Genomic DNA, 19,473 nt, shown 5'->3' on the forward strand with positions numbered 1-19,473 from the left:
TTCTCTTTGGGTTTGTTTTAGTTTGCATCTTCTGTGCTATGATTCGCTTCATTGCAATATGAAGAATGTTGATAGGGGGAAGGATGTACCTGGTTGAAGAGAGGAGAAAATTGATCCTGGAAGAGATTATTTCGGCTGGTACCGTTTACGTTAGTGACCTTGCGAAAAAGTACGAGGTCACTTATGAAACTATCCGCAAAGATCTCACTCATCTGGAAAAAAAAGGACTGTTGGTTAAAAGCCATGGAGGGGCAACCTTAAAGCAGGGGGCTGTCGAACATCCTTTCCAGGTCAGGGAAAAAGAAAATAGTACCTTCAAACAAGCTATCGCCAGAAAAGCGCTGGACTTTATCCCCCCCAACAGCTCAATGATCATTGGCACTGGGAGTTCTAACTATGAACTGGCTAATCTGTTGTGCATGAAATCTGGCTTTAAAATTTTTACCGATTCTTTGCCGGTGGCCAGTGTGCTGATCGAATCTGATAACCAGGTCTTTTTGTTCGGCGGAGAACTGAGGAAGAAAAGCTCTTCTGTCTTTGGCGGGTGGGCTGTGTCAATGATTAATGATATTAACGTTGATCTCTGCTTTATCGGCACCGATGGCTTCAACAATATGACAGGTCCCTCCACGCCGTCCTCCTCGGATGCCTTTCTGGATCGAACGATCATTGCCCATTCCGAGAAGAAATATATCCTGGGCGATTACACTAAGTTCCAGCGAAGCAGCTTATTTAAGATCTGCGACTGGTCTGAGATTACCGCGCTGATCACTAATGATATTGCGGATAAAGACGGTATTGCCGAAGTTTCGAAATATACAACAGTGGTAACTTGTTGATTTTAAAATAAATAATTTCAATAACGGTACTTCTCATGTGCCGTTGTCCTGTAGAAACAATTGCAATCAGAACACTCCGCTCATAAGAGCGTTTGAAGTATTGCCATTGTAAAAGTCCCCAGAATAAGTCAATTTAATTCAATTTATTAAAAATCAATCAGTTAATCTTTCGTGGCGCATTAATTAATCGTCAGTTTTGCTCATATGAGTATTTTTCGTAATGCGCTTATGTGATTTTGTGTGATCAAGATATAACTTTTGCAAGCTTCCCATTTCAGCAAATCACTGATGTGCTATAACTGCTCATGTGATTACATAGATGCTCACATGAGCATTTAACGGAATGAGGAGAAGCCAGTGGGCACAATTTCTATCAATGTCGCGGATGGTGCGGCATACAAAAATTATGATGAAGTGCTGGAGCATATTCACCAGAAACATCTGGCTGATGGGATAGTAAGAGACACTTACCTCCAGGCGCTGCGTGAACGTGAAGCCGACTACCCAACCGGAATTTTACTTGATGGCTATGCTGTCGCTATCCCACATTGCGATAGCCAGCATGCCGTCAGCCCGGCGATTTACATCATCCGTTTGCCACAGGAAATTGAAGTTAATCAGGCAGATGGTGACGAGAAATTGTGGGTTCGCCTGGTTGTTAACCTGGTTGTTACTCAACCAGCAGATCAATTGCAGTTGTTGAAGGCGTTGTTTAACCATCTTCAGCTAGCTGATTTTTACCACCAGATGCTGGAACTTCCTGCTGAAGGAGCAAGAGCATTGTTTATTAACACGATAATTAAATAACAATTACCCGGAGATTTTACCATGATTACTATCCTCGTAGCCTGCGGAAGCGGTGTAGCAACCTCCACACTTGCCGCTGATGAAGTTAAATCGGTTTGTGCTGAATACGGCATTGCCAACGTAAAAATTAATAAATGTAGTATGTCCGAACTGGCCTCCGAAATGCAAAGTGCTGATGTGGTTCTGACAACGAATAATTATAAAGGTGATATTGGTAAGCCGCACATGAGCGTCGCAGGTTTTATTACCGGTATTAACGAAGCCGCGCTGCGTAAAAAATTAGGTGAACTGTTAAGCGAAATTTCCAAAGGCTAAAGTCTAAAAAAGACGGGGGATGGTTAAATGGAAATGTTAAAAAGCATCATGTTTACTATTACAAGCATGGGCGCTACAGCAATATTGCCGCTTGTTATTTTCCTTTTAGGTCTGGTTTTTCGAATGAAAGTTGGTGCTGCCATTAAATCTGGCATCACCGTAGGTATCGGTTTCATCGGCCTGGGACTGGTTGTTGGGCTGCTAAACACAGCCCTGCAGCCAGCAATTGCGTATTACTCAAAAATTGGCAGCGGGTTCACCGTGGCTGATATTGGATGGCCTGCCGTTGGCGCAGCTGCGTGGGTTGCACCGTTTGCGGCAATGGTTATCCCAATTGGTATCATTCTGAACCTGATCCTGGTTCGCCTGAAACTGACTAAAACGCTGAACGTTGACATCTGGAACTATATGCATTTCCTGGTTCCTGGTGCTCTTGCGTACTTCGTCTTTGACAGCTTTTTCCTCGGGTTGGGTGTTGCCGTGGCTCTGAGCGTAGCCGCACTGTTTATTGGCGATCTTATTGCGCCAAGATGGCAGAAATACTACGGCCTGGAGGGAACGACCTGTACCACAATGATCCACATCGGATGGACACTTCCATTTGCATGGGTGGTTAACAAAATTATCGATTTCATTCCGGGTTTAAACAAGCTGGATGTGGATTTAGAGAGCGTTCAGAAGCGACTGGGTGTATTCGGTGAACCCGCCATCATCGGCGTGATCGTCGGTTGTCTCCTGGGATTGTTAACCAAACAACCCATTACAACCATCGTGCCAATGGCGATGGGCGTGGCAGGCGTCATGGTGCTGTTGCCAAAAGTGGTTGGGGTCCTTATGGAAGGGCTTAACCCGATAGGTAAGAGTGCTAAAGAAATCATGCAAAAGCAGATGGGTAAAGATGCTGAACTGAATATCGGAATGGACTGCGCCCTGGCGCTTGGCGATCCAGCAACGGTGACTGTCACCGTTATTACTATCCCTCTGACGATGCTTTGCGCGCTGGTTTTACCGGGTATTCAGATATTCCCAATCGGCGTGCTGATGTCAATCATCTACATGACGACCATGACGGTTATGGTCAGTAACGGCAACGTTATTCGATCGATTATCTCAACCTTACTGTTCTGTGTGGTGGTTATGTACCTGGGGGGATATGTCGCGCCCGGTGCAACTCAATTCCTCAACGGTGCTGGCGTCGGCCTGAATGGCCAGGGTACGGACTTCGTATTAACCGGCCCATGGGAACTTCTGACCTACTGGTTGAGCACAGTTACTCATTAATTTACGGAGTTGACTAAAATGGCACAAATTTTACCATCAGTATTTGGCGCAAACATATTACGTTTGCAGGAAGAGATTCAGTTTCTGGAAACAGAAAAAACAGAAATTCTGCATGTTGATTTAATGGATGGTACTTATGTAAGTAATATCGCATTCGGTCCGAACCAAATCGCGACAATGAAAAAAGCCAGCTCAATGACATTTGACGTGCATATGATGCTGGCAAATCCGGAAAGGCATATTGATGATGTTATTAAAACCGGTGCGGAAATGATCTCGGTTCATTATGAATCAACGCCGCACGTGCATTATATTATCCAGAAGATCAAGAAGGCCGGGCGCAAAGCTGGCGTAGTGCTTAATCCGGGGACGCCAGAAAACGTAATTGAGTATCTTCTGGATGATATTGATTACATTTTAATTATGACCATTAATCCAGGTCAGCCCGGCCAGACTTTTATTGAAAAAAGTCTGGAGAAAATCAGGAATACTAAAAAAATGGTTGCCGGTCGTAATATTCAGATCGAGGTCGATGGCGGCGTCAACGTTGAAATCGCGAAAAAGGTAAAGGATGCGGGTGCTGATTTAATTGTCGTTGGTGGTGCGCTATTTAACGGTTCTCCGAAAGAAAGCTATCAGGCATTAAGGGCAGCGATCCAATAACAGTTTGCTACCAAATAAACCCAGTAACCCTACAAGCTATTATCAGCATTAATTAAATTACCAATTACCTGAAAGGGGAGTTGTCCTCCCCTTTGTCATGAGATTTTGAGGAGTATAGTGAAATGAGTAATTTTGAAGGTAAAGTCGCGCTAGTAACCGGTGGGGCACATGGCATCGGTAAAGGTATTGCTAAGCAATTCGCAGACCGTGGAGCCCATACTGTTATTGTCGATTACAACGAAGAAAATGGTAAAAAGACGGCCGAAGAGTTAACTTTCGCTAATGTTAAATCCTTATTCGTTAAAACCGATGTATCCGATCCGAAAGCTCTGGAAAACGTTCGCGAGCAGGTTTTTAAAACCTTCGGTCGCATTGATATTCTGGTATTAAACGCAGGCGTGGCGTTTGCTAATAAGGTCAATAACATCACTTTTGAAGAGTGGAATAAAACAATCGCCATTAACCTTACCGGGCTGTTTAACACCGTCAAGGCGTTCTACGACGACTTCACCACTAATCATGGATCTATCGTTTATATTTCATCCGGCTCTGCGCTTTCCGGCACCGGCGGCGGCGTGAGTTACCCGGCCAGTAAAGCTGGCGGTGAGGGATTGATTCGCGGCCTGGCAAAAGAATTAGGGCCGAAGGGGGTCAACGTTAATGCTATCGCTCCACGTCTGATTGATACCGGTGAAATGATGCGTGTCAATTATCCTACCCAGGCCGATCTTGATGCTGTTCTGGAAAAAATTCCGGTACGCCGCCTTGGCACCATTGACGATGTGGCTAACCTGGCAATCTTTTTGGCTGATAAAGACAATTCGTACATCCAGGGGCAAACCATTCTGATGGATGGTGGTCGTACCATCGCTTAAAAGGGAGAGAATCACATGAGCGTTCAACAAAACACTTTAAATATCCTGAGCGAATTGCAGCAAAATGCGATGAAGATTGATGATGCCCAGGCTGCGCAATTCGTCGCACAGATTAAGAATGCTAAACATATCTTTCTGCAGGGGGCGGGTCGTAGCGGCATCGCCATCCGCGGTTTTGCAAACCGTCTTCTCCACCTCGGTTTTTCAGTAAGCGTTGTCGGCGAAATTTCTTCTCCTCATACGAAACCGGGCGATCTGGTCATTATTGGTTCCGGCAGCGGTGAGACCGGCAGTCTGGTGAGCCTGGCGCAGAAGGCCGTAGCCTGTGGCGTGGATGTGGCGCTTGTCACAATGAAAGCGGAGTCCACAATCGGCAAACTGGCCAAAAGCACGCTTGTGTTGCCTGGAACCGTGAAAGAAGACAACGAGCGTGAAGACGATGCTTTTTCACAGCCTATGGGATCGGCTTTTGAGCAGCTCTGCTTTATCGCCTATGACGCAATCGTGCTTGAGCTGATGGCCCAGCTCGGCGAAACCAGCGAAACGATGTTTAAGAGACACGCTGACCTTGAGTAATCGGCAGAAAACGTCCCTTGAAGGGACGTTTCCTTTTTAGCATTAATGTCGTTGGTTCTTTTGCGCATGAACAAAGATTCTTCTTTCGTCAATATTGGACATTTAGCCTGGTGCGCTTTGGTGGCTCTCGGCCTTCAGCGGCACGATCGGCTTGTTGTTACCGAGGCGCAGGAAAACATATTTCTGATCCGCTGGTTGGCCGATGCCAGAAAACAGAAGAGATTCCCCAGAAATTTAACTGGGCATATAGACTGGCTACTTGCTCAGGGGCGTCGACTTGGCGTTCGGGCGCGTCTGAATCAGAAACTGCATTATTTATGGCTTATGAGCAGCGACGATCTTCACAATATGCCGGATCTACTTCGATTGACCTATGCTATCGAAATGGCAAAAGCCGGCGGTTGGCAGTATGACCTTGTTGATGAGAAGAAGATGGCGGCTGGTATCAGCAAATTCCAGAATATGGATTCGTTTTGCCTGGAAAGAACAGCTGTCGAGGAAGGATTTGATGCTAACGGGAAGCAAATAGCCCCACTTTATGTCCGCGTTTTTGGTCAAGTTGAGAAACTGCTGTCACTTCTGGACTGCTTTGGACTTAAACTTGACGTAATCGAATCGTATTCAAATGAATTCTCTGTAACCAAATCTTCGATTTTTTTGCTACAGCCAGTGATGGCCTGACGGAGATACACAACACGGTATATTTAGTCAGGCTTTGTTGAAAAACAGATTGTGGGTAAGCATCCCCGTAAACGAGGATGTTGTCAGGCAATACGCCCACTTTCAGGCATTCCTGCCTTCGTCATTTTGTTCAGCGCACGTACTATGGCCAGAGCCTCTGCAACCTGACTTCAGCGCACCACCGAACAGTTGTTTTACTCTCTACATCACCGATTCCGCTATCGAATGGCGGTTAAAATCTGTTGCGTATTTTCAACGGGCATTGCTCCCGCTTAGCCGCTGATTTGCAACCGTATGGTTCCGGTCTGCATACTCCCCCGGCCAGTAACCCGCTCCCTTTCGGGAAGGTATAGGGTGCTGATTTTCTTTCGGCGCAGTTCATCACGATATAACCGCGTATAATCAGCGCCGTCCTCTGCGGCTGATCTGATTTTTCGGTGTGTCTGCCAGATTAAGCCCAGAGAAGGCTGCTGCGTCCGTGACGTTGTTCAATGACGTTCGGTGCAGATAATTTCATGTGTTTTTGCATCTACAGCAATGTGCAACTTTCGTCAGATGCGACGGTATTCTTTGCCGTGTTTTTTGACTTTACACTCACCTTCACCGGAGACCTTCCATCCTGTGGAATCAATCACGAGATGGGCTATTTCTGCCATCTACCTTATTGTCCCGTCAGGCCCGAGGGATGGGTAACCCGTACATAAAACAATATGAAGCGCAGAATCTGTAGTTTGGCAGGAGTGCAATTGTAAGAGAAAATCCCTTTTCTGCTATGGAGTTAGGCGTATTCTTCAGCCAGGCTGGATCAAGATGCGTTCTCCAATGCGAGAATCGCAGTTGAGATGCTCACGGGTCGATGAGCATCTCAACTGCGTTAGGGATATCTTGGGCAGGGCAGCCGGATGATGAGCCAGAATAGCGTATTTTAACGTGGGCAGCGGTATACGGTTCCGCTCAATGTCACATTGGTTTGCTGGCTTGAGCCTGTGCCATGATAGGCGCTTCCGGTTTGGCCAGCCCTTTGGGTTAACAGTACCACCACGTTCCCCCCCATTTTCCACGCTTTATTTTTTAGATCGTTACGGGCACCCGTCTCCAGATTGCTGTTTGACGTCCAGCCTCCCGTGAAAAAATTCCCCTGGCTACCGGTGACATCGCCTAAATAGGTGCACGAAGTGTCCGGTTCATTATGCGTTACCCGCACGCCTTCAGCACCGTGCTGGAGGGAATTAGCGCTGCAAGCTGTGAGCATAAGAGCGGAGAGAAAGACTAATTTTTTGTTCATGTAAAATCCTTAATCAAAATCGCTAAAAATAATCAAATAGGGTGCGAAGCCAGTCGGATGTTGAGGCGCATCGTGCTGGCAATAAAATGTTCTACCCGGAGGATTTAAGGGGTGTATAGCTTATAAGAATAATTTTATATAAATACTTAAAAGGGCTATAACGTCTCTTACCGTAGTGATGATATTCTTTTTTTTTGTCAGAGATGATGAATTCCTTGCCATAAACAGAGGCATCTTTATTTATTAAAAACGATAACCTACGCTCACGCCAAATGTGTTTGTATCAACGTAAAGTAATTTGGCTGTTTCCCATGACACATCCAGGGAAAGGTTAGTGAATGGATTAAAAATAAGACCTGCACCATAGGCAAAAGCATCTTCTGAGGAAGATTGATTGTCACGGTTTTTGACCTTCATACCAGCCATACCTACATTACCATATAAACTAACATAGTCATTAATCCGGTAGGTCGGTCCTACCATTAACGAACTATAGCTAGTGGTATTATCGCCATCTTTATGTAGTTTTCCTGCGTCCCAACGGTAATGTTGTACTTCATGACGAGTTGCCGTGAGAGAGGTCAATACACCCCAGTCAGAATTGAACTCATAGCGATATTTTAGATTGAGCCCGCGAAGATCCTTACTTGCAGATTTCTTTAACGCGCTAAGATGCGTTTGGGCATAGCCAAGGGAGAGGGTATGGTTTTCCATCGCCAACGCTAATGAGGGCGAAAATAATAGTGCTGCCATAATCCATGGTGAAAAAGCACGCTGCATGTAAAGCTCCTTGTTGGTGAAAAGAACAATGCTTATGTATAAGCAATAACCGTAGAAGGATGATTGCGGCAGCCATATAACCAGAAAAAGCGAGTAAAAGTTATGAAATTAGTCTTACATGTATTTTACCGACGTTTTCAGAAAAAGTAAGATTTTATAACTTTTTGATATTGCTGGTTTTATATCAATTCTTTCACGCCGGCGTTGGTTTATTGCGCGGTACATACGTTATATATCTGACGATTGATTGAGTACAAATAAGTGCTGTTACCGACCCTGGTGATGCGAATTTCATTGGCGGCATCGGGGTGCAATACGCGAAAATGTGCTAAAAAATCACCGGCGGTGTCGGTAGAAAAAACTTTTACCGAATCGACATCAAATGTATAAATGCCGGGGCCAGGCATTTGCAGGTTCTTCATATACACATCGCGATACAACACTTTTTTGATTTGCTCTTTAGTGGTGATGTCATACTGCAATGTAATGCGTTTGTTTTTGAAATCGAGGACGATATTGCCATTAGCGAGAAAATTGCCAGGCAGGACTGAAGTTACAGTTTTAGTGGTGCATAGAAATGAATCCGCATCTGACAGAGGATAGCGCTGCTGGCGTGCCTGTAAAATCAGCAGCACAAAAGATGCTGCCAGAATAAGTAGCGTAATGCCTCTTAATACCGTTCTTTGATAGTGATGCATTTGGGCTCCGAAACATTCAGTTGATTCAGACACTGAACAAAAATATTGGTGTCAGGAACGCGAATATAATAAATGAAATTGCCGTTTTGCTTATAGACTTGCTGACTCAGTTCGGAAAAAGCCCCCACCGCATCCTCGAGAGACCGATTATCTTCAGTGACACCATAAAAGGTATATCCGTTATAGGTTCCCAGCTCAGAAAAGTAGTCTGGATGGCGTTTGCTGTAGAGATAAATGACCATCAGCAGGAACAGCGTTGCGCAGATTAAAAATAGCCACTCTTTTCGGTTTGAAACTGCCTGCGAAGACTGCGTTGGCTCAGGCAACGATTCTGCAACTGGCGCAACGGTGTCGCTGGCTCTATTTTGCGTTACGGGTGTTGATTCATCTGGCAGTGGTTCGATAGTTACCGAGAGCGTCACACCAACCTTAGGGCGCGTTAATACCGCAGAACTGGGAAGGCCGATTTTTTCAAACGAACCGCGTAATTGATTGATTAATTTGTAATAGCTGGCACTGGAAACCACCACACCTTTTCGTCCCCACACCCAGGCGATTAAATCATCTTTTTTAAAGAGTCCCTGATGAAAAGCAAGGAGCAAATTGCATTCAGATTCAGAAATTTTTAAGCTTTCGCGATCGCGTGATAAGGTCATCCGCTCGCAATCAAGAATGACTTTCTTATCAATTAGGTACTTATTCTTACTCATAGGGCCTTCTGCTAAGAATGAGTCGTTCTGGTTTAACCATTATGTTACCTCAGCGCCTACCGATCTATTGAAAGGTTTTTACTTTTAATCCTTTCATTTTGCTCATTGCCCCGTGTATCAAGCCAGACCGTAAAATCAGCTGAATTCATCGGCTTTGCGTAAAGATAGCCCTGTATAAAACCTACGTTATGATCGAGGATATAGCGCAGCTGATGCTCTGAACTGACGCCTTCCGCAACGGTATTAAGCCCCAGCCTTTGACTAAGCATAATAATGGTATCCAGAATGGGCACGTCGCTGCCGCTGGTATCAATCGTATCGACAAAAGTACGATCGATTTTCAGATAATCAGCCGGAAGCTGCTGAAGGTAAGAAAGCGAGCAGTAGCCGGTACCAAAATCGTCAATCGCTATCAGTACGCCTTTCTCACGCAGCTGCATGAGCTTATCTGACACTAAAGCCGGTTGGACAATGAGGCTGCGTTCGGTGAGTTCCAGCATGAGGCGCAGTTTCCCTAAGCTTGCCAGTAGCGATTCAACATCGGCAATAAAACTCTCATGCATCAGATGTTCAGGTGAAATATTTACGCTGATATAAAAATCCCCGGCAACCTGCCACCGTTCGACATCCAGGGCGATGAGCTTAAATAAGTGACGCGAAAGCGGAACGATCATCCCTTCGTTTTCTGCCGCGGTGATGAAGATGTCGGGAGTAATAAAACTCCCATCCGGAAGGGGCCAGCGCATTAATGCCTCCACGCCGCCGCAATGAGCGCGGCTGACGTTAAATACAGGTTGATAATGCACTGTGAACTGCCCGTTTTTCATACCGCGGGTGATTTCTCGGGCCATGGATAGCCGTTTCTGGGCCCAATGTCGGTAAAGAAAAAGGGTCATAAATGAGAAGCAAAGCGAGAGAGGGATAAAGATAAGCAGAGATTTCATCCACAGAGCCATCAATGCCGCGAGAGGCGCGCCGACGGTAAGCGAAATCTTACCGTCGGCGGTGACGAAATGCTGGGTCATCACTATTCTGTCACGCTGCGCTGGTTGGCTGATAATCCTATCGCCCTCGCCAAACCGCAGGCTGAATACGGCGGCTCTTTCCTCTGCGAGGACATCCATCAGTTCCTGAATATAGCGAGAATCGACGATGACAAACGCTGATTTTTGTGCCGTCACCTGCTCCGTGTAAACCACCGCGGGTCTGCCTGGTCCTCCGGCCATCAAGTCAAATGAACGGACCCATCTGGCAGGTAACGGCGTCGGGAGCGTTTTACCCGGCGGCAAAGGAAAAGGGTGCGCCTGCTCCCTGGTAACAAAGGAACAGAGCAGGTTGCCGTTTTCCAGCAGACCGATATCGCGGATATAGGGGGTAAAGGCGCGGGTTCGGTTAAGCTCCGACAGCATTTCAGCGCAGGGTCTGTCCGCTATTTTTACGGTTTTTGCGGTGACCCGCCATGAGGCGGTTGATACATCGTTACTGAAACGTAATAAGGTATTCGCGCTCAGGGCGACGTCCTGTTTAAACTGTAGTACGCTGACCAGCAGCGCTAATATAATCATCACGACCAGCGGCACAAGCACTGAACAAATCACAAAAGATAGCTTTAGTTTCACTGGCTTTGTCTCTCATTCACGAAGGGATGCGCGGCTGTCTCGATGGTCGCAATACTCATTATGCTTTAGCGCTGCCGCTGGTGGTGCAGAAATTATAGATCTGCCGGTTCAGTGAAAAAAGATAGGCCCTCGGACCGATTTTATTTATCGTCAGCTCATTCTCGGTTGTCGGCTGCAGGAGACGCAGCCAGGAAAACATCTCACCCGTCGTATCAGAATTAAATTTGTGCACGGCTTTAACCCGAAAGGTGTAGGTTTTCATGCCGGTGCGGTTAAGCGGGGTGATTGCAACATCCTGAAAGAATAACCGCTGCTCTCGCCGTTGATCCTGCACGGAATAATGAATAGCAATGCGGTTCGACTTAAGATCCAGCACCAAAGTTCCGTTCAGTATGAGCTCTCTCGGCTTTATATAAATAGTTGATTTGGCAGTGCAAATAAGATTATGTATTTCGTCTGCGTCGCGCCTGGCTCCTTGATATACCAGCGTTGCCAGCATGATACATCCGCAGAGCAGACCGCACAGGATGACTAGTAGCGTTCTTTGATGGTAATGCATTTAGGTACCGCCGTTTCAACAGGGTTCAGACACTGCAAAAAAAGATTCATATTCGGTTCGCGGAGATAATAAAGATAATGTCCGTTCTGGCGAGATAGCGGCAGCGTCAGGGTGTGATACGCCGAAACCACCTCCTTAAATGTCACTTTATCGGTAGCCATCTTAAAGAAGATATAGTCATCCTCATTACCGAGCATCCTGAAGCTACTGTTGTGTTTATTTTGCGCTGGCGCATGCTGAAATAGCATCGCAACACCCGTTAACAACAACAGTGTAATGGTCAGGACGAGAGGGCGTATTTTGGCTGAAATCTTTTTAACGTCCGGCGTGAGAGCCCGTTGGCTATCTTTTTCGCACCCGGCATCCCTGACGTTTTCGCATCGTGGCGTAGGTTCTTTTTTGATGGGTTCTAACGCCAATGATAACGAGACGCCAATTCGTGGTCGCGTAACAATATCGGCCGCATTCAGGCCAACAAGAACAAAGTTATTCCGCATCTGGTTAATGAGCTTGTAATAACTCGATTCGGAAACACAACCCGCACGGTTCTTCCAGACAAAATTAATAATATCTTCCTTTTTATATATTCCGCGATAGAAGGCAAGGAGTAAATTTGTCTCCGATTCTGAAATTTTAATGATTTTATCACCGTTGGTTAATGTCATTTTAGCGCTATCAAATATCACCTTTTTAGCTATTAGTAACGATTTCTCATCCATGGTAAACCCGATCTTTAATACGTTTTGCTGTCGCTTGCTATATTAACATGGGGCAGGAGGATTTCATCCCTCTTTGCATCAGTAGTCTTCTGTGACGACATTCATACTGATGCTAAAAATGTTTTTTATTTAGTTTACTTCCTTTTAAATCATGTGGTTATTTGGTTTTTGTGAATTTTTCTTACCGGTATTTGAATTTATGAATTTCCGCATGCCAGGTAAGTAAGGAAAATTTAAGGGTTATTCAGCACGTCAGGAAGCTCTTTTCCGAAAATTATTTCTAAGATTGGCCTTAAACATGATAGCGCCGCGGGGCTATAACGCCAGTTGCTATACGCCCTGTTTCAGAGGGGCGCACAATAAAACTTGCCCGGCGACAAGCTATTTTGTTTGGCCTCAACCAAAGGACGTTTGCTTTATCTGCTTTATTAGCAGAGCGAGTAGCGTTAGTTGAAAACAAACAGCAATAAAGGAATAAACGACCATGTTCAAGAAAACGACACTGGCTTTGCTTACAGCCTCACTTTTTATTTCTACCAGTACATTTGCGATGTCCAATAATACCATTACCTTTCGTGGTGAAGTTTCCGATGAAACCTGTTCTGTAGCCATTAACGGTAATCAGGCAAAACCGGTAGTTATTCTGCCGACGGTGAGTGCCAAAGAACTGGCGAAAGGCGGCGATACCGCAGGTCAGGTGACATTTGATATTGGTCTCACCGGCTGTACGGGTAATGCCGATAAACCGACCAAAATCTCTACCGTTTTTGTCGGTAACCAGGTGACCAGCAACGGTAATCTTGGAAATACCGGGGACGCCGCCAACGTAGAAGTCCAGATTCTCGATACGGCAGAGAAAGTTATCAATCTGACCAACGGTTTCAAAGGTGAAGGCGATCTGCAGCTGAAGCCGGGAGAGACGGAAGCCAGCGCCACTTATACCGCGCAGTATTACGCCAACGGCGCGGCATCGGCTGGTACGGTCGAAGCCACTCTCCAGTACGCCGTTTCCTACCTGTAAAAACGCTTCCTGGTCCGGTGCTTGTCGTCGGACCCTTTTGATAGCAATGGAGTTGTTGCAATGAAAAAGGATGCTACCCGTTCAGGGCTGCGCTATCTGATGGCGCTGCTACTCCTGTTTCTTCCCGCTGCCGCGGTATGGGCCAGCGTCACCATTGTAGGCAGTCGGATTATCTACCCGTCGACCGTACCCTCTGTCGATGTACAGCTAAAAAATAACGATGACTTTCCCTATGTCGTACAAACCTGGTTTGACGATGGCGATATGCGTATTGGGCCAGAGAACGCGAGCGGCATTCCTTTTATCTCGACGCCGCCGGTATTTCGTATCCAGCCAAAAGCAGGCCAGGTGGTGCGCGTGGTGTATAGCCAGCGTAAAGCGCTGCCGCCCGATCGTGAATCTGTCTTCTGGTTCAATGCATTGCAGGTACCGCCGGCCAATATCGGCGGCCGTCAGCAGAATAAAGTGCTGGTGATGTTACGGACGCGGATCAAACTTTTTTACAGGCCGGAAGGGATTGGTTCACCGGGCAATCTGGCTAAAAAGCTGCACGTTACCGTAGTGCGTAATGCCCGAAAAGGTGCCGGTATTGTTATCAGCAACCCGCAGCCCTGGTATGCATCCCTCAGCAACCTGAGCGTGACGGCAAGCGGCGTATCACGTCAGCTTAATGTCGAAATGGTTCCACCTTTCTCCAGCCGTACTTTCTGGATACCTGGAAAATTCAGCGCCAACTCGCTTAACGGTACCGTCACCGTGACGTTGGTTAACGACCAGGGTGCAAGGATAAGCGAGCGTTATCATGTCGCCGAAGGTTAAGTTCTGTCGCAAAAACATCTTCGTTTTCTTAGCCGTAGCCTGCTCCGGTCAGGCTTTTGGCGAAGAATACTATTTTGATCCTTCTCTGCTGCAGGGGACGGCTTACGGGCAAGGTATGGCGAGCGTTAACGGACCCGGTACGCCCGCCGGAGAGTATCTGGTTGACGTTATGGTCAATGGCTCGCTGCTAAAATCCGGCGTAAAGATCCGCTTTACTCCAGCTAATGGCGAACAACGCACGGAGCCCTGCCTTCCGTTATCGCTGATGCAGGCCGCTCGGGTAAAATCGCTCCCGGACAAAGCGCCTCAAAATAGCTGTCGTCCGCTCAGGGAATGGGTATCCCAGGGCGAATGGCAATTTGATAGCGCGATGCTACAGCTCCGGCTTACGCTGCCGATGAGCGAGCTGATACACAAGCCGCGCGGCTATCTTCCGCCTTCGCAGTGGGACAGCGGCGCGCTGGCTCTGTTTTTACGCCATAACACCAACTGGACTCACACGGACAACACCCACCAGCACTTCCGCTACCAGTATTTGTGGAGCGGGATCAACGCTGGCAGCAACATTGGACTGTGGCAGCTCCGCCATCAGGGTAACCTGCGCTATGCCGACAGCAACCAGAGCGGTAGCGACTGGCATTACAATCGCGTACGCAGTTGGGTGCAGCGACCACTCGCCGCAATCGACAGCATCCTGACGTTTGGCGATAACTACACTGACTCCAGTTTATTCGGCAGCCTGTCGTTTAATGGTATGAAACTCGCCACGGATGAGCGCATGTGGCCGCAGGGCAAACGCGGCTATGCGCCAGAGGTACGCGGCGTGGCGGCAAGCAGCGCGCGGGTGGTCGTCAAACAGCTGGGCAAAGTTATCTATGAAACCCATGTTCCGCCCGGACCGTTCGCTATTGACGATCTTTACAACACCCGCTATCAGGGTGATTTGCAGGTTGAAGTGATTGAGGCTAACGGAAAAGTATCGCGCTTTACCGTGCCCTATTCTGCGGTTCCCGACTCGGTGCGACCAGGCAACTGGCACTACTCTTTTGCTGTTGGCAAGGTCCGCCAGTACTACCGCATCGACAACCGCTTCCTTGAGGGGACGCTGCAGCACGGGGTAAATAATAATCTCACTCTTAACCTCGGATCGCGGTTGGCGCATGATTACCAGGCCTGGCTGATCGGCGGCGTATGGGCGACCCGCCTTGGCGCATTCGGCATGAACGCCACCTGGTCTGGCGCGCGAGTGGAGCATAATGACCGTCAGCAGGGCTGGCGAGCGGAGCTGAGCTATAGCAAGACCTTTTCCACAGGCACTAATCTGGTGCTGGCGGCCTATCGCTACTCAACCGGTGGATTCCGCGATTTGGAGGATGTATTTGGCGTACGCCGACAGGCGCAAAACGGCATTGATTACTACTCCGACACGCTGCATCAACGTCAACGCCTTTCGGCGACCGTCAGCCAGCCCTTAGGCCATTCAGGTACGCTCAATCTCAGCGCCAGTACCGCCGATTACTACAATAATCAGTCGCGGATCACGCAGCTGCAGCTCGGCTACAGCAACCAGTGGCGAAAAGTGAGTTATGGATTTAACCTCGCCAGGCAGCGTTCCACCTGGGACTATGGCCGCTTCTACCGCAGCGTTAACGAACCGCAGGATCTGAGCCAGCGGCAAAAATATACCGAGACGACGCTGTCTTTTACTCTCTCCATTCCATTTGACTGGGGCGATAGCCCGACATCCGTAGCGATGAACTATAACCAGTCGCGCGCGAATCACTCTTCAACCCTGTCGATGACCGGGACCCGTGGCGAGCAGAGCGAACTCTCCTGGTCTGTTTATGGCGGCTATGAGCGCTATCGCAATGGGGACGAAGGGGCATCGACGACTTTCGGCGGTAATCTCCAGCAAAACACCCGTTTTGGCGCGCTGCGTGCGGGCTACGACCAGGGAAAGGACTATCGGCAGGTGGCGCTGGGCTCCTCCGGAACCCTGGTGCTGCATTCCGGTGGCGTGACGCTCGGTCCTTACGCCAGCGACACCTTTGCATTAATTCACGCCGATGGCGCGCAGGGCGCAGTCGTCCAGAACGGTCAGGGGGCGGTAATCGACAGTTTCGGTTACGCCATTTTACCTGCGCTATCTCCGTATCGTCGCAACAACGTCTCACTCGATACTCGCCAGATGCGCAGCGATGCTGAACTGACGGGGGGAAGCCAACAAGTTGTTCCCTATGCCGGCGCGATCGCGCGGGTGAACTTCTCCACGATTACCGGCAAAGCGGTGCTCATCGCGGTGAAAATGGCGGATGGCGGCATTCCGCCGATGGGGGCCGAGGTCATTAACAGCGAAGGGGCCGTCATTGGGATGGTCGGGCAGGGTGGGCAGGTTTATGCCCGTATCAGCACTCCCTCAGGCTCATTGCTGGTGCGTTGGGGAAAAGGGACCGATCGACGTTGCCATGTGCCCTACCAGTTCGATCTACATTCGCCTGAAAACGTGATTTATCTTACAACGACCTGCGAGAGGGAATAGTCTCATGTGTTATCTTCGCCAAACGCTGCTACTTGCTGCTACCCTGCTTTTCAGCACCGCGTCCTGGGCTAACTGCGTTAAAGTGACGGATAATAGTTTCCTTTCGGAGGCGGCGATTAAAGCAGGCTATACCGCGCGCTTCTGGCGCGGCGCCTTTGATGACAATATCGGTCATCTTGGTCTGCCGTCAGTCATTAGCGTTAGCGCGAATAATAAGTTCCAGCCTTCCGGCACCGTGCTTGCCAGTACGGTGGGTAATTTCCTCACTGCAGGCGTTCAGACGCCCTATACGGCAAAGCAGGTGCTTTACCGCTGTGATTTGCAGGACGCCGGGAAGCTGTATGAACTGTATTCAACCAACGGCGATAACTACTTTGTTGGCGGGCGTCGGGCGAAAGAAGTGGAGGGAGCCTACTATGACGCGGAACGTAACGTCGCGGTACGCATGACGAATCTGAGTACCGGCGAATACTATAGCCGCTTCTGGAAGCAGCGCCAGCTCACTGCGGATAGTTGGTTTCAGGACGATCGCGCAATTTATATTCCCGCAGGCGCATTTAGTAATGTCCTGTATGAGATGCTTAAAATCGCCGCCTCGGATCAATATATTTTTAACGACAGAATTAACAAAGACACCTATAACCAGCCGCGCGGTTATATCGCATTCAAGGGGCCTGGCTTACTGACCTCCGCTATTCAACCCGGTATGGATCATGCTTCAAGTTATTATGGTTGGCCCGAATCCTGGCCCGGTGCGTGGAGTAGCTACAATCAGGTCACCTATATTCGCGGCGCGGCCTGCTCCATTGAAGATTATCCCGCGACGGTGCTGCTTCCTACCATTACAGCAGAGGCGCTCTCTTCTGGCGAAAGCAGCGAAGCGCCTTTCAGCATAACGCTGGAGTGCGAAGCTGGCGCGATGTCCTCGACTCATCCCACCACTAGTGTCGCTAACGTAGCCATGGGTTTTTTAGTCAATCAGCCCGGCGCCGTGGCCGCCGCGCGCCGCCTTGGCCTGACGACCACCGGCGGTGGATTGACCTGGTTACTGGACACGCATTATGGCGGAAAGGGCGTGGCTTCCGGAGTAGGAATACGGATTTACGATCAGGGCGGTGCGCCGCTTAACCTTTTGCCGGACAAAGTGAGTACCGGGACGGGCAACGCCCGTGGCTGGTATGGATATAAAGAGCTCACCGTACTAACGAGCAAAAAAGACCGCGGTTCGGTAGAGGTCTGGCATGGTGATTTTACCGCCTCCCTTGAGGCGCTCGGTGGACAACCGGTAACGGTAGGGAGCGTGAATGCGCAGTTACAGGCAGTGGTTAGTTTTCAGTAAGGCGGTGTTAGCGCTGCTGTTGCTGGCAGGCGTCAATTCCGCGCCGTTTGCTGCGGTTAACGTTGACCGAACCCGGCTCGTATTCGCCGCTAACGATATTGCCCAGTCGCTGACGCTCGCAAACGACAGCGTAACGCCAATGCTGTTACAAGTCTGGACCGACGCCGGAGAGACCGCCTCTTCACCCGATAATAGCCGTACGCCGCTGGTGGTATTGCCGCCCGTCTTTAAAATGCAGCCGGATGAGTTGAGAACGCTTCGCGTGATGCTGAGCTCGCGGCGCAGTCTGCCAGAGGATCGGGAGAGCCTGTTCTGGCTCAACATTTACCAGATACCGCCCGAACTGAGCGCGACGAAAAGCGCTACCCGCAAGCTAGTGTTACCCCTACGGCTGCGGTTGAAGGTATTTATTCGTCCGACCGGTTTAAAGGCGCCCACCGCCAATGATGAACAGAAACTGCGCTTCAGCATCGCTTCGCAGGGCATCACGATAACCAACCCAACGCCGTGGTATATGAGCCTGACAGTAACGGCAACAAAAGGAATCAGGATCGGTTCCATCATGCTCGCGCCGTATGAGCGGCGGGATGTGGTGCTCTCTCAGGCACCGGGCGTGGGAACGACGGTAAACTATGCGGTGATCAATGACTCCGGAAACTGGCGAACCTATACCGCAACCATTATGGCGAAAGAGAGTTGAACCCTGTTTTTTTACCCCATCCCTCCCCGCGCCGCAGTAATGGATGTTTCCGTCGCGCATCCCTTCCTCACGCCGGGCTGCATAAGCGTGACGGCTGTGGTTTAATATTGACCAGGATTGACCCGGGCATCACTTGAGTTGATTATCCGCCAGGCGTAGCGGTTCCTTTTTTAAACATATATGATTTTTCATATTCAATATTGATATTGCGTTTCCGTGGAGTATCCTGTCCGTCAACAATCGGGAGGAATGATGTCATTAACATCCTTACAGCTTTTCAAAAATCTGTCCGATGAAACCCGTCTGGGTATTGTGCTGATACTTAAGGAGATGGGGGAACTGTGCGTGTGCGATCTCTGCACGGCGCTGGATCAGTCGCAGCCCAAGATCTCCCGCCATCTGGCAATGCTTCGGGCAAGCGGACTGTTGTTGGATCGCAAGCAGGGTAAGTGGGTGCACTATCGTTTATCACCGCATATGCCTGTATGGGCAGCACAGGTCATTGAACAGGCCTGGTTAAGCCAGCGAGAGATCGTACAGGTCATCGCCCGCAAGCTGGCATCAGCAAACTGTTCGGGAAGCGGTAAAGCGGTTTGTCTTTAAAATTTGCCGTAACATATATGTTTTTTCAAATATGATTTTCAGGGA

Annotated in this window: 21 protein-coding genes and 1 pseudogene; 14 read left to right on the forward strand and 8 right to left on the reverse strand. The window is 48.8% G+C overall.

Annotation, left to right across the window (positions count from 1 at the left end; all coding sequences use genetic code 11):
• Window positions 1-83: 83 nt before the first annotated feature.
• The 8 genes from ABLV75_RS20005 to ABLV75_RS20040 all read left to right on the forward strand — a co-directional run bounded on the left by ABLV75_RS20005 (window position 84) and on the right by ABLV75_RS20040 (window position 6,037).
• On the forward strand, window positions 84-839 hold the full coding sequence (locus ABLV75_RS20005) for a DeoR/GlpR family DNA-binding transcription regulator (RefSeq protein WP_004105505.1): 756 nt from the start codon (window positions 84-86) through the stop codon (window positions 837-839).
• 357 nt (window positions 840-1,196) lie between these two features.
• A complete protein-coding gene (gene gatA / locus ABLV75_RS20010; RefSeq protein ID WP_004105503.1) occupies window positions 1,197-1,646 on the forward strand; it encodes a PTS galactitol transporter subunit IIA in 450 nt (149 codons plus the stop codon).
• A 21-nt stretch (window positions 1,647-1,667) separates the two neighbouring features.
• On the forward strand, window positions 1,668-1,961 hold the full coding sequence (locus tag ABLV75_RS20015) for a PTS sugar transporter subunit IIB (protein ID WP_004105500.1): 294 nt from the start codon (window positions 1,668-1,670) through the stop codon (window positions 1,959-1,961).
• A gap of 27 nt (window positions 1,962-1,988) precedes the next feature.
• The gene (locus tag ABLV75_RS20020) at window positions 1,989-3,242 is read left to right on the forward strand and encodes a PTS transporter subunit IIC (protein ID WP_004105498.1); all 1,254 of its coding nucleotides are present in this window, start codon (window positions 1,989-1,991) and stop codon (window positions 3,240-3,242) included.
• Between the two features lie 18 nt (window positions 3,243-3,260).
• Window positions 3,261-3,905 (forward strand): ribulose-phosphate 3-epimerase, encoded by a 645-nt coding sequence (gene rpe / locus ABLV75_RS20025; RefSeq protein ID WP_004105496.1) that lies wholly within the window; start codon window positions 3,261-3,263, stop codon window positions 3,903-3,905.
• 122 nt (window positions 3,906-4,027) lie between these two features.
• Window positions 4,028-4,780 (forward strand): SDR family NAD(P)-dependent oxidoreductase, encoded by a 753-nt coding sequence (locus ABLV75_RS20030; RefSeq protein WP_004105488.1) that lies wholly within the window; start codon window positions 4,028-4,030, stop codon window positions 4,778-4,780.
• A gap of 15 nt (window positions 4,781-4,795) precedes the next feature.
• On the forward strand, window positions 4,796-5,356 hold the full coding sequence (gene hxlB, locus ABLV75_RS20035) for a 6-phospho-3-hexuloisomerase (RefSeq protein WP_004105486.1): 561 nt from the start codon (window positions 4,796-4,798) through the stop codon (window positions 5,354-5,356).
• A 66-nt stretch (window positions 5,357-5,422) separates the two neighbouring features.
• On the forward strand, window positions 5,423-6,037 hold the full coding sequence (locus tag ABLV75_RS20040; RefSeq protein ID WP_024274688.1) for a DUF2913 family protein: 615 nt from the start codon (window positions 5,423-5,425) through the stop codon (window positions 6,035-6,037).
• An 83-nt stretch (window positions 6,038-6,120) separates the two neighbouring features.
• On the opposite strand, the pseudogene ABLV75_RS20045 reads toward ABLV75_RS20040, so the two are convergent.
• The 8 genes and pseudogenes from ABLV75_RS20045 to ABLV75_RS20080 form a co-directional block, all read right to left on the reverse strand.
• Window positions 6,121-6,678, reverse strand: a pseudogene (locus ABLV75_RS20045) (transposase); the annotation flags it as partial.
• Window positions 6,679-6,962: 284 nt separating this feature from the next.
• Entirely contained in the window at window positions 6,963-7,322 is a 360-nt protein-coding gene (locus ABLV75_RS20050; protein WP_004105483.1) for a DUF4156 domain-containing protein, read from the reverse strand.
• A 243-nt stretch (window positions 7,323-7,565) separates the two neighbouring features.
• Window positions 7,566-8,102, reverse strand: a complete 537-nt coding sequence (locus ABLV75_RS20055; RefSeq protein ID WP_004105482.1) for an Ail/Lom family outer membrane beta-barrel protein — start codon at window positions 8,100-8,102, stop codon at window positions 7,566-7,568.
• A 209-nt stretch (window positions 8,103-8,311) separates the two neighbouring features.
• Complete coding sequence (locus ABLV75_RS20060) at window positions 8,312-8,800, reverse strand: hypothetical protein (protein ID WP_004105480.1); 489 nt, start codon at window positions 8,798-8,800, stop codon at window positions 8,312-8,314.
• The gene (locus tag ABLV75_RS20065; protein WP_004105479.1) at window positions 8,773-9,510 is read right to left on the reverse strand and encodes a hypothetical protein; all 738 of its coding nucleotides are present in this window, start codon (window positions 9,508-9,510) and stop codon (window positions 8,773-8,775) included. The genes ABLV75_RS20060 and ABLV75_RS20065 overlap by 28 nt, the downstream gene beginning before the upstream one ends.
• A gap of 56 nt (window positions 9,511-9,566) precedes the next feature.
• Window positions 9,567-11,129: an EAL domain-containing protein gene (locus ABLV75_RS20070; protein ID WP_004105478.1), complete on the reverse strand. Its 1,563-nt coding sequence runs from the start codon at window positions 11,127-11,129 to the stop codon at window positions 9,567-9,569.
• 58 nt (window positions 11,130-11,187) lie between these two features.
• Window positions 11,188-11,628, reverse strand: a complete 441-nt coding sequence (locus ABLV75_RS20075; RefSeq protein ID WP_004105477.1) for a hypothetical protein — start codon at window positions 11,626-11,628, stop codon at window positions 11,188-11,190.
• A gap of 32 nt (window positions 11,629-11,660) precedes the next feature.
• Entirely contained in the window at window positions 11,661-12,407 is a 747-nt protein-coding gene (locus ABLV75_RS20080) for a hypothetical protein (RefSeq protein ID WP_004105476.1), read from the reverse strand.
• 484 nt (window positions 12,408-12,891) lie between these two features.
• Here ABLV75_RS20080 and ABLV75_RS20085 point away from each other — a divergent pair, with 484 nt between their 5' ends.
• The 6 genes from ABLV75_RS20085 (at window position 12,892) to ABLV75_RS20110 (ending at window position 19,428) form a co-directional block, all read left to right on the forward strand.
• The gene (locus tag ABLV75_RS20085; protein ID WP_004105475.1) at window positions 12,892-13,428 is read left to right on the forward strand and encodes a fimbrial protein; all 537 of its coding nucleotides are present in this window, start codon (window positions 12,892-12,894) and stop codon (window positions 13,426-13,428) included.
• 60 nt (window positions 13,429-13,488) lie between these two features.
• On the forward strand, window positions 13,489-14,247 hold the full coding sequence (locus tag ABLV75_RS20090; protein ID WP_004105474.1) for a fimbria/pilus periplasmic chaperone: 759 nt from the start codon (window positions 13,489-13,491) through the stop codon (window positions 14,245-14,247).
• Entirely contained in the window at window positions 14,231-16,786 is a 2,556-nt protein-coding gene (locus ABLV75_RS20095) for a fimbrial outer membrane usher protein (protein WP_004105473.1), read from the forward strand. The genes ABLV75_RS20090 and ABLV75_RS20095 overlap by 17 nt, the downstream gene beginning before the upstream one ends.
• 4 nt (window positions 16,787-16,790) lie before the next feature.
• A complete protein-coding gene (stbD, locus tag ABLV75_RS20100; protein WP_004105471.1) occupies window positions 16,791-18,125 on the forward strand; it encodes a fimbrial usher protein StbD in 1,335 nt (444 codons plus the stop codon).
• Complete coding sequence (locus ABLV75_RS20105) at window positions 18,091-18,825, forward strand: fimbrial assembly chaperone (RefSeq protein WP_004105470.1); 735 nt, start codon at window positions 18,091-18,093, stop codon at window positions 18,823-18,825. The genes stbD and ABLV75_RS20105 overlap by 35 nt, the downstream gene beginning before the upstream one ends.
• Window positions 18,826-19,077: 252 nt before the next feature.
• Window positions 19,078-19,428 carry a transcriptional regulator gene (locus tag ABLV75_RS20110; protein ID WP_024274679.1) on the forward strand — a complete coding sequence of 117 codons (351 nt, stop codon included), beginning with the start codon at window positions 19,078-19,080 and terminating at the stop codon, window positions 19,426-19,428.
• The last annotated feature ends 45 nt before the right edge of the window (window positions 19,429-19,473 follow it).

Origin of the sequence: Klebsiella sp. CN_Kp066, from assembly GCF_040065135.1 — a bacterium.
Lineage (GTDB): Bacteria > Pseudomonadota > Gammaproteobacteria > Enterobacterales > Enterobacteriaceae > Klebsiella > Klebsiella oxytoca.

What these genes read in the sequence shown, in the direction of transcription:
- ABLV75_RS20005 (WP_004105505.1), top strand. Translation starts at nt 84, where the DNA reads ATGTACCTGGTTGAAGAGAGGAGAAAATTGATCCTGGAAGAGATTATT.
- ABLV75_RS20015 (WP_004105500.1), top strand. Translation starts at nt 1,668, where the DNA reads ATGATTACTATCCTCGTAGCCTGCGGAAGCGGTGTAGCAACCTCCACA.
- ABLV75_RS20020 (WP_004105498.1), top strand. Translation starts at nt 1,989, where the DNA reads ATGGAAATGTTAAAAAGCATCATGTTTACTATTACAAGCATGGGCGCT.
- rpe (WP_004105496.1), top strand. Translation starts at nt 3,261, where the DNA reads ATGGCACAAATTTTACCATCAGTATTTGGCGCAAACATATTACGTTTG.
- ABLV75_RS20030 (WP_004105488.1), top strand. Translation starts at nt 4,028, where the DNA reads ATGAGTAATTTTGAAGGTAAAGTCGCGCTAGTAACCGGTGGGGCACAT.
- hxlB (WP_004105486.1), top strand. Translation starts at nt 4,796, where the DNA reads ATGAGCGTTCAACAAAACACTTTAAATATCCTGAGCGAATTGCAGCAA.
- ABLV75_RS20040 (WP_024274688.1), top strand. Translation starts at nt 5,423, where the DNA reads ATGAACAAAGATTCTTCTTTCGTCAATATTGGACATTTAGCCTGGTGC.
- ABLV75_RS20050 (WP_004105483.1), bottom strand. Translation starts at nt 7,322, where the DNA reads ATGAACAAAAAATTAGTCTTTCTCTCCGCTCTTATGCTCACAGCTTGC.
- ABLV75_RS20055 (WP_004105482.1), bottom strand. Translation starts at nt 8,102, where the DNA reads ATGCAGCGTGCTTTTTCACCATGGATTATGGCAGCACTATTATTTTCG.
- ABLV75_RS20060 (WP_004105480.1), bottom strand. Translation starts at nt 8,800, where the DNA reads ATGCATCACTATCAAAGAACGGTATTAAGAGGCATTACGCTACTTATT.
- ABLV75_RS20065 (WP_004105479.1), bottom strand. Translation starts at nt 9,510, where the DNA reads ATGAGTAAGAATAAGTACCTAATTGATAAGAAAGTCATTCTTGATTGC.
- ABLV75_RS20075 (WP_004105477.1), bottom strand. Translation starts at nt 11,628, where the DNA reads ATGCTGGCAACGCTGGTATATCAAGGAGCCAGGCGCGACGCAGACGAA.
- ABLV75_RS20080 (WP_004105476.1), bottom strand. Translation starts at nt 12,407, where the DNA reads ATGGATGAGAAATCGTTACTAATAGCTAAAAAGGTGATATTTGATAGC.
- ABLV75_RS20085 (WP_004105475.1), top strand. Translation starts at nt 12,892, where the DNA reads ATGTTCAAGAAAACGACACTGGCTTTGCTTACAGCCTCACTTTTTATT.
- ABLV75_RS20090 (WP_004105474.1), top strand. Translation starts at nt 13,489, where the DNA reads ATGAAAAAGGATGCTACCCGTTCAGGGCTGCGCTATCTGATGGCGCTG.
- ABLV75_RS20095 (WP_004105473.1), top strand. Translation starts at nt 14,231, where the DNA reads ATGTCGCCGAAGGTTAAGTTCTGTCGCAAAAACATCTTCGTTTTCTTA.
- stbD (WP_004105471.1), top strand. Translation starts at nt 16,791, where the DNA reads ATGTGTTATCTTCGCCAAACGCTGCTACTTGCTGCTACCCTGCTTTTC.
- ABLV75_RS20105 (WP_004105470.1), top strand. Translation starts at nt 18,091, where the DNA reads ATGCGCAGTTACAGGCAGTGGTTAGTTTTCAGTAAGGCGGTGTTAGCG.
- ABLV75_RS20110 (WP_024274679.1), top strand. Translation starts at nt 19,078, where the DNA reads ATGTCATTAACATCCTTACAGCTTTTCAAAAATCTGTCCGATGAAACC.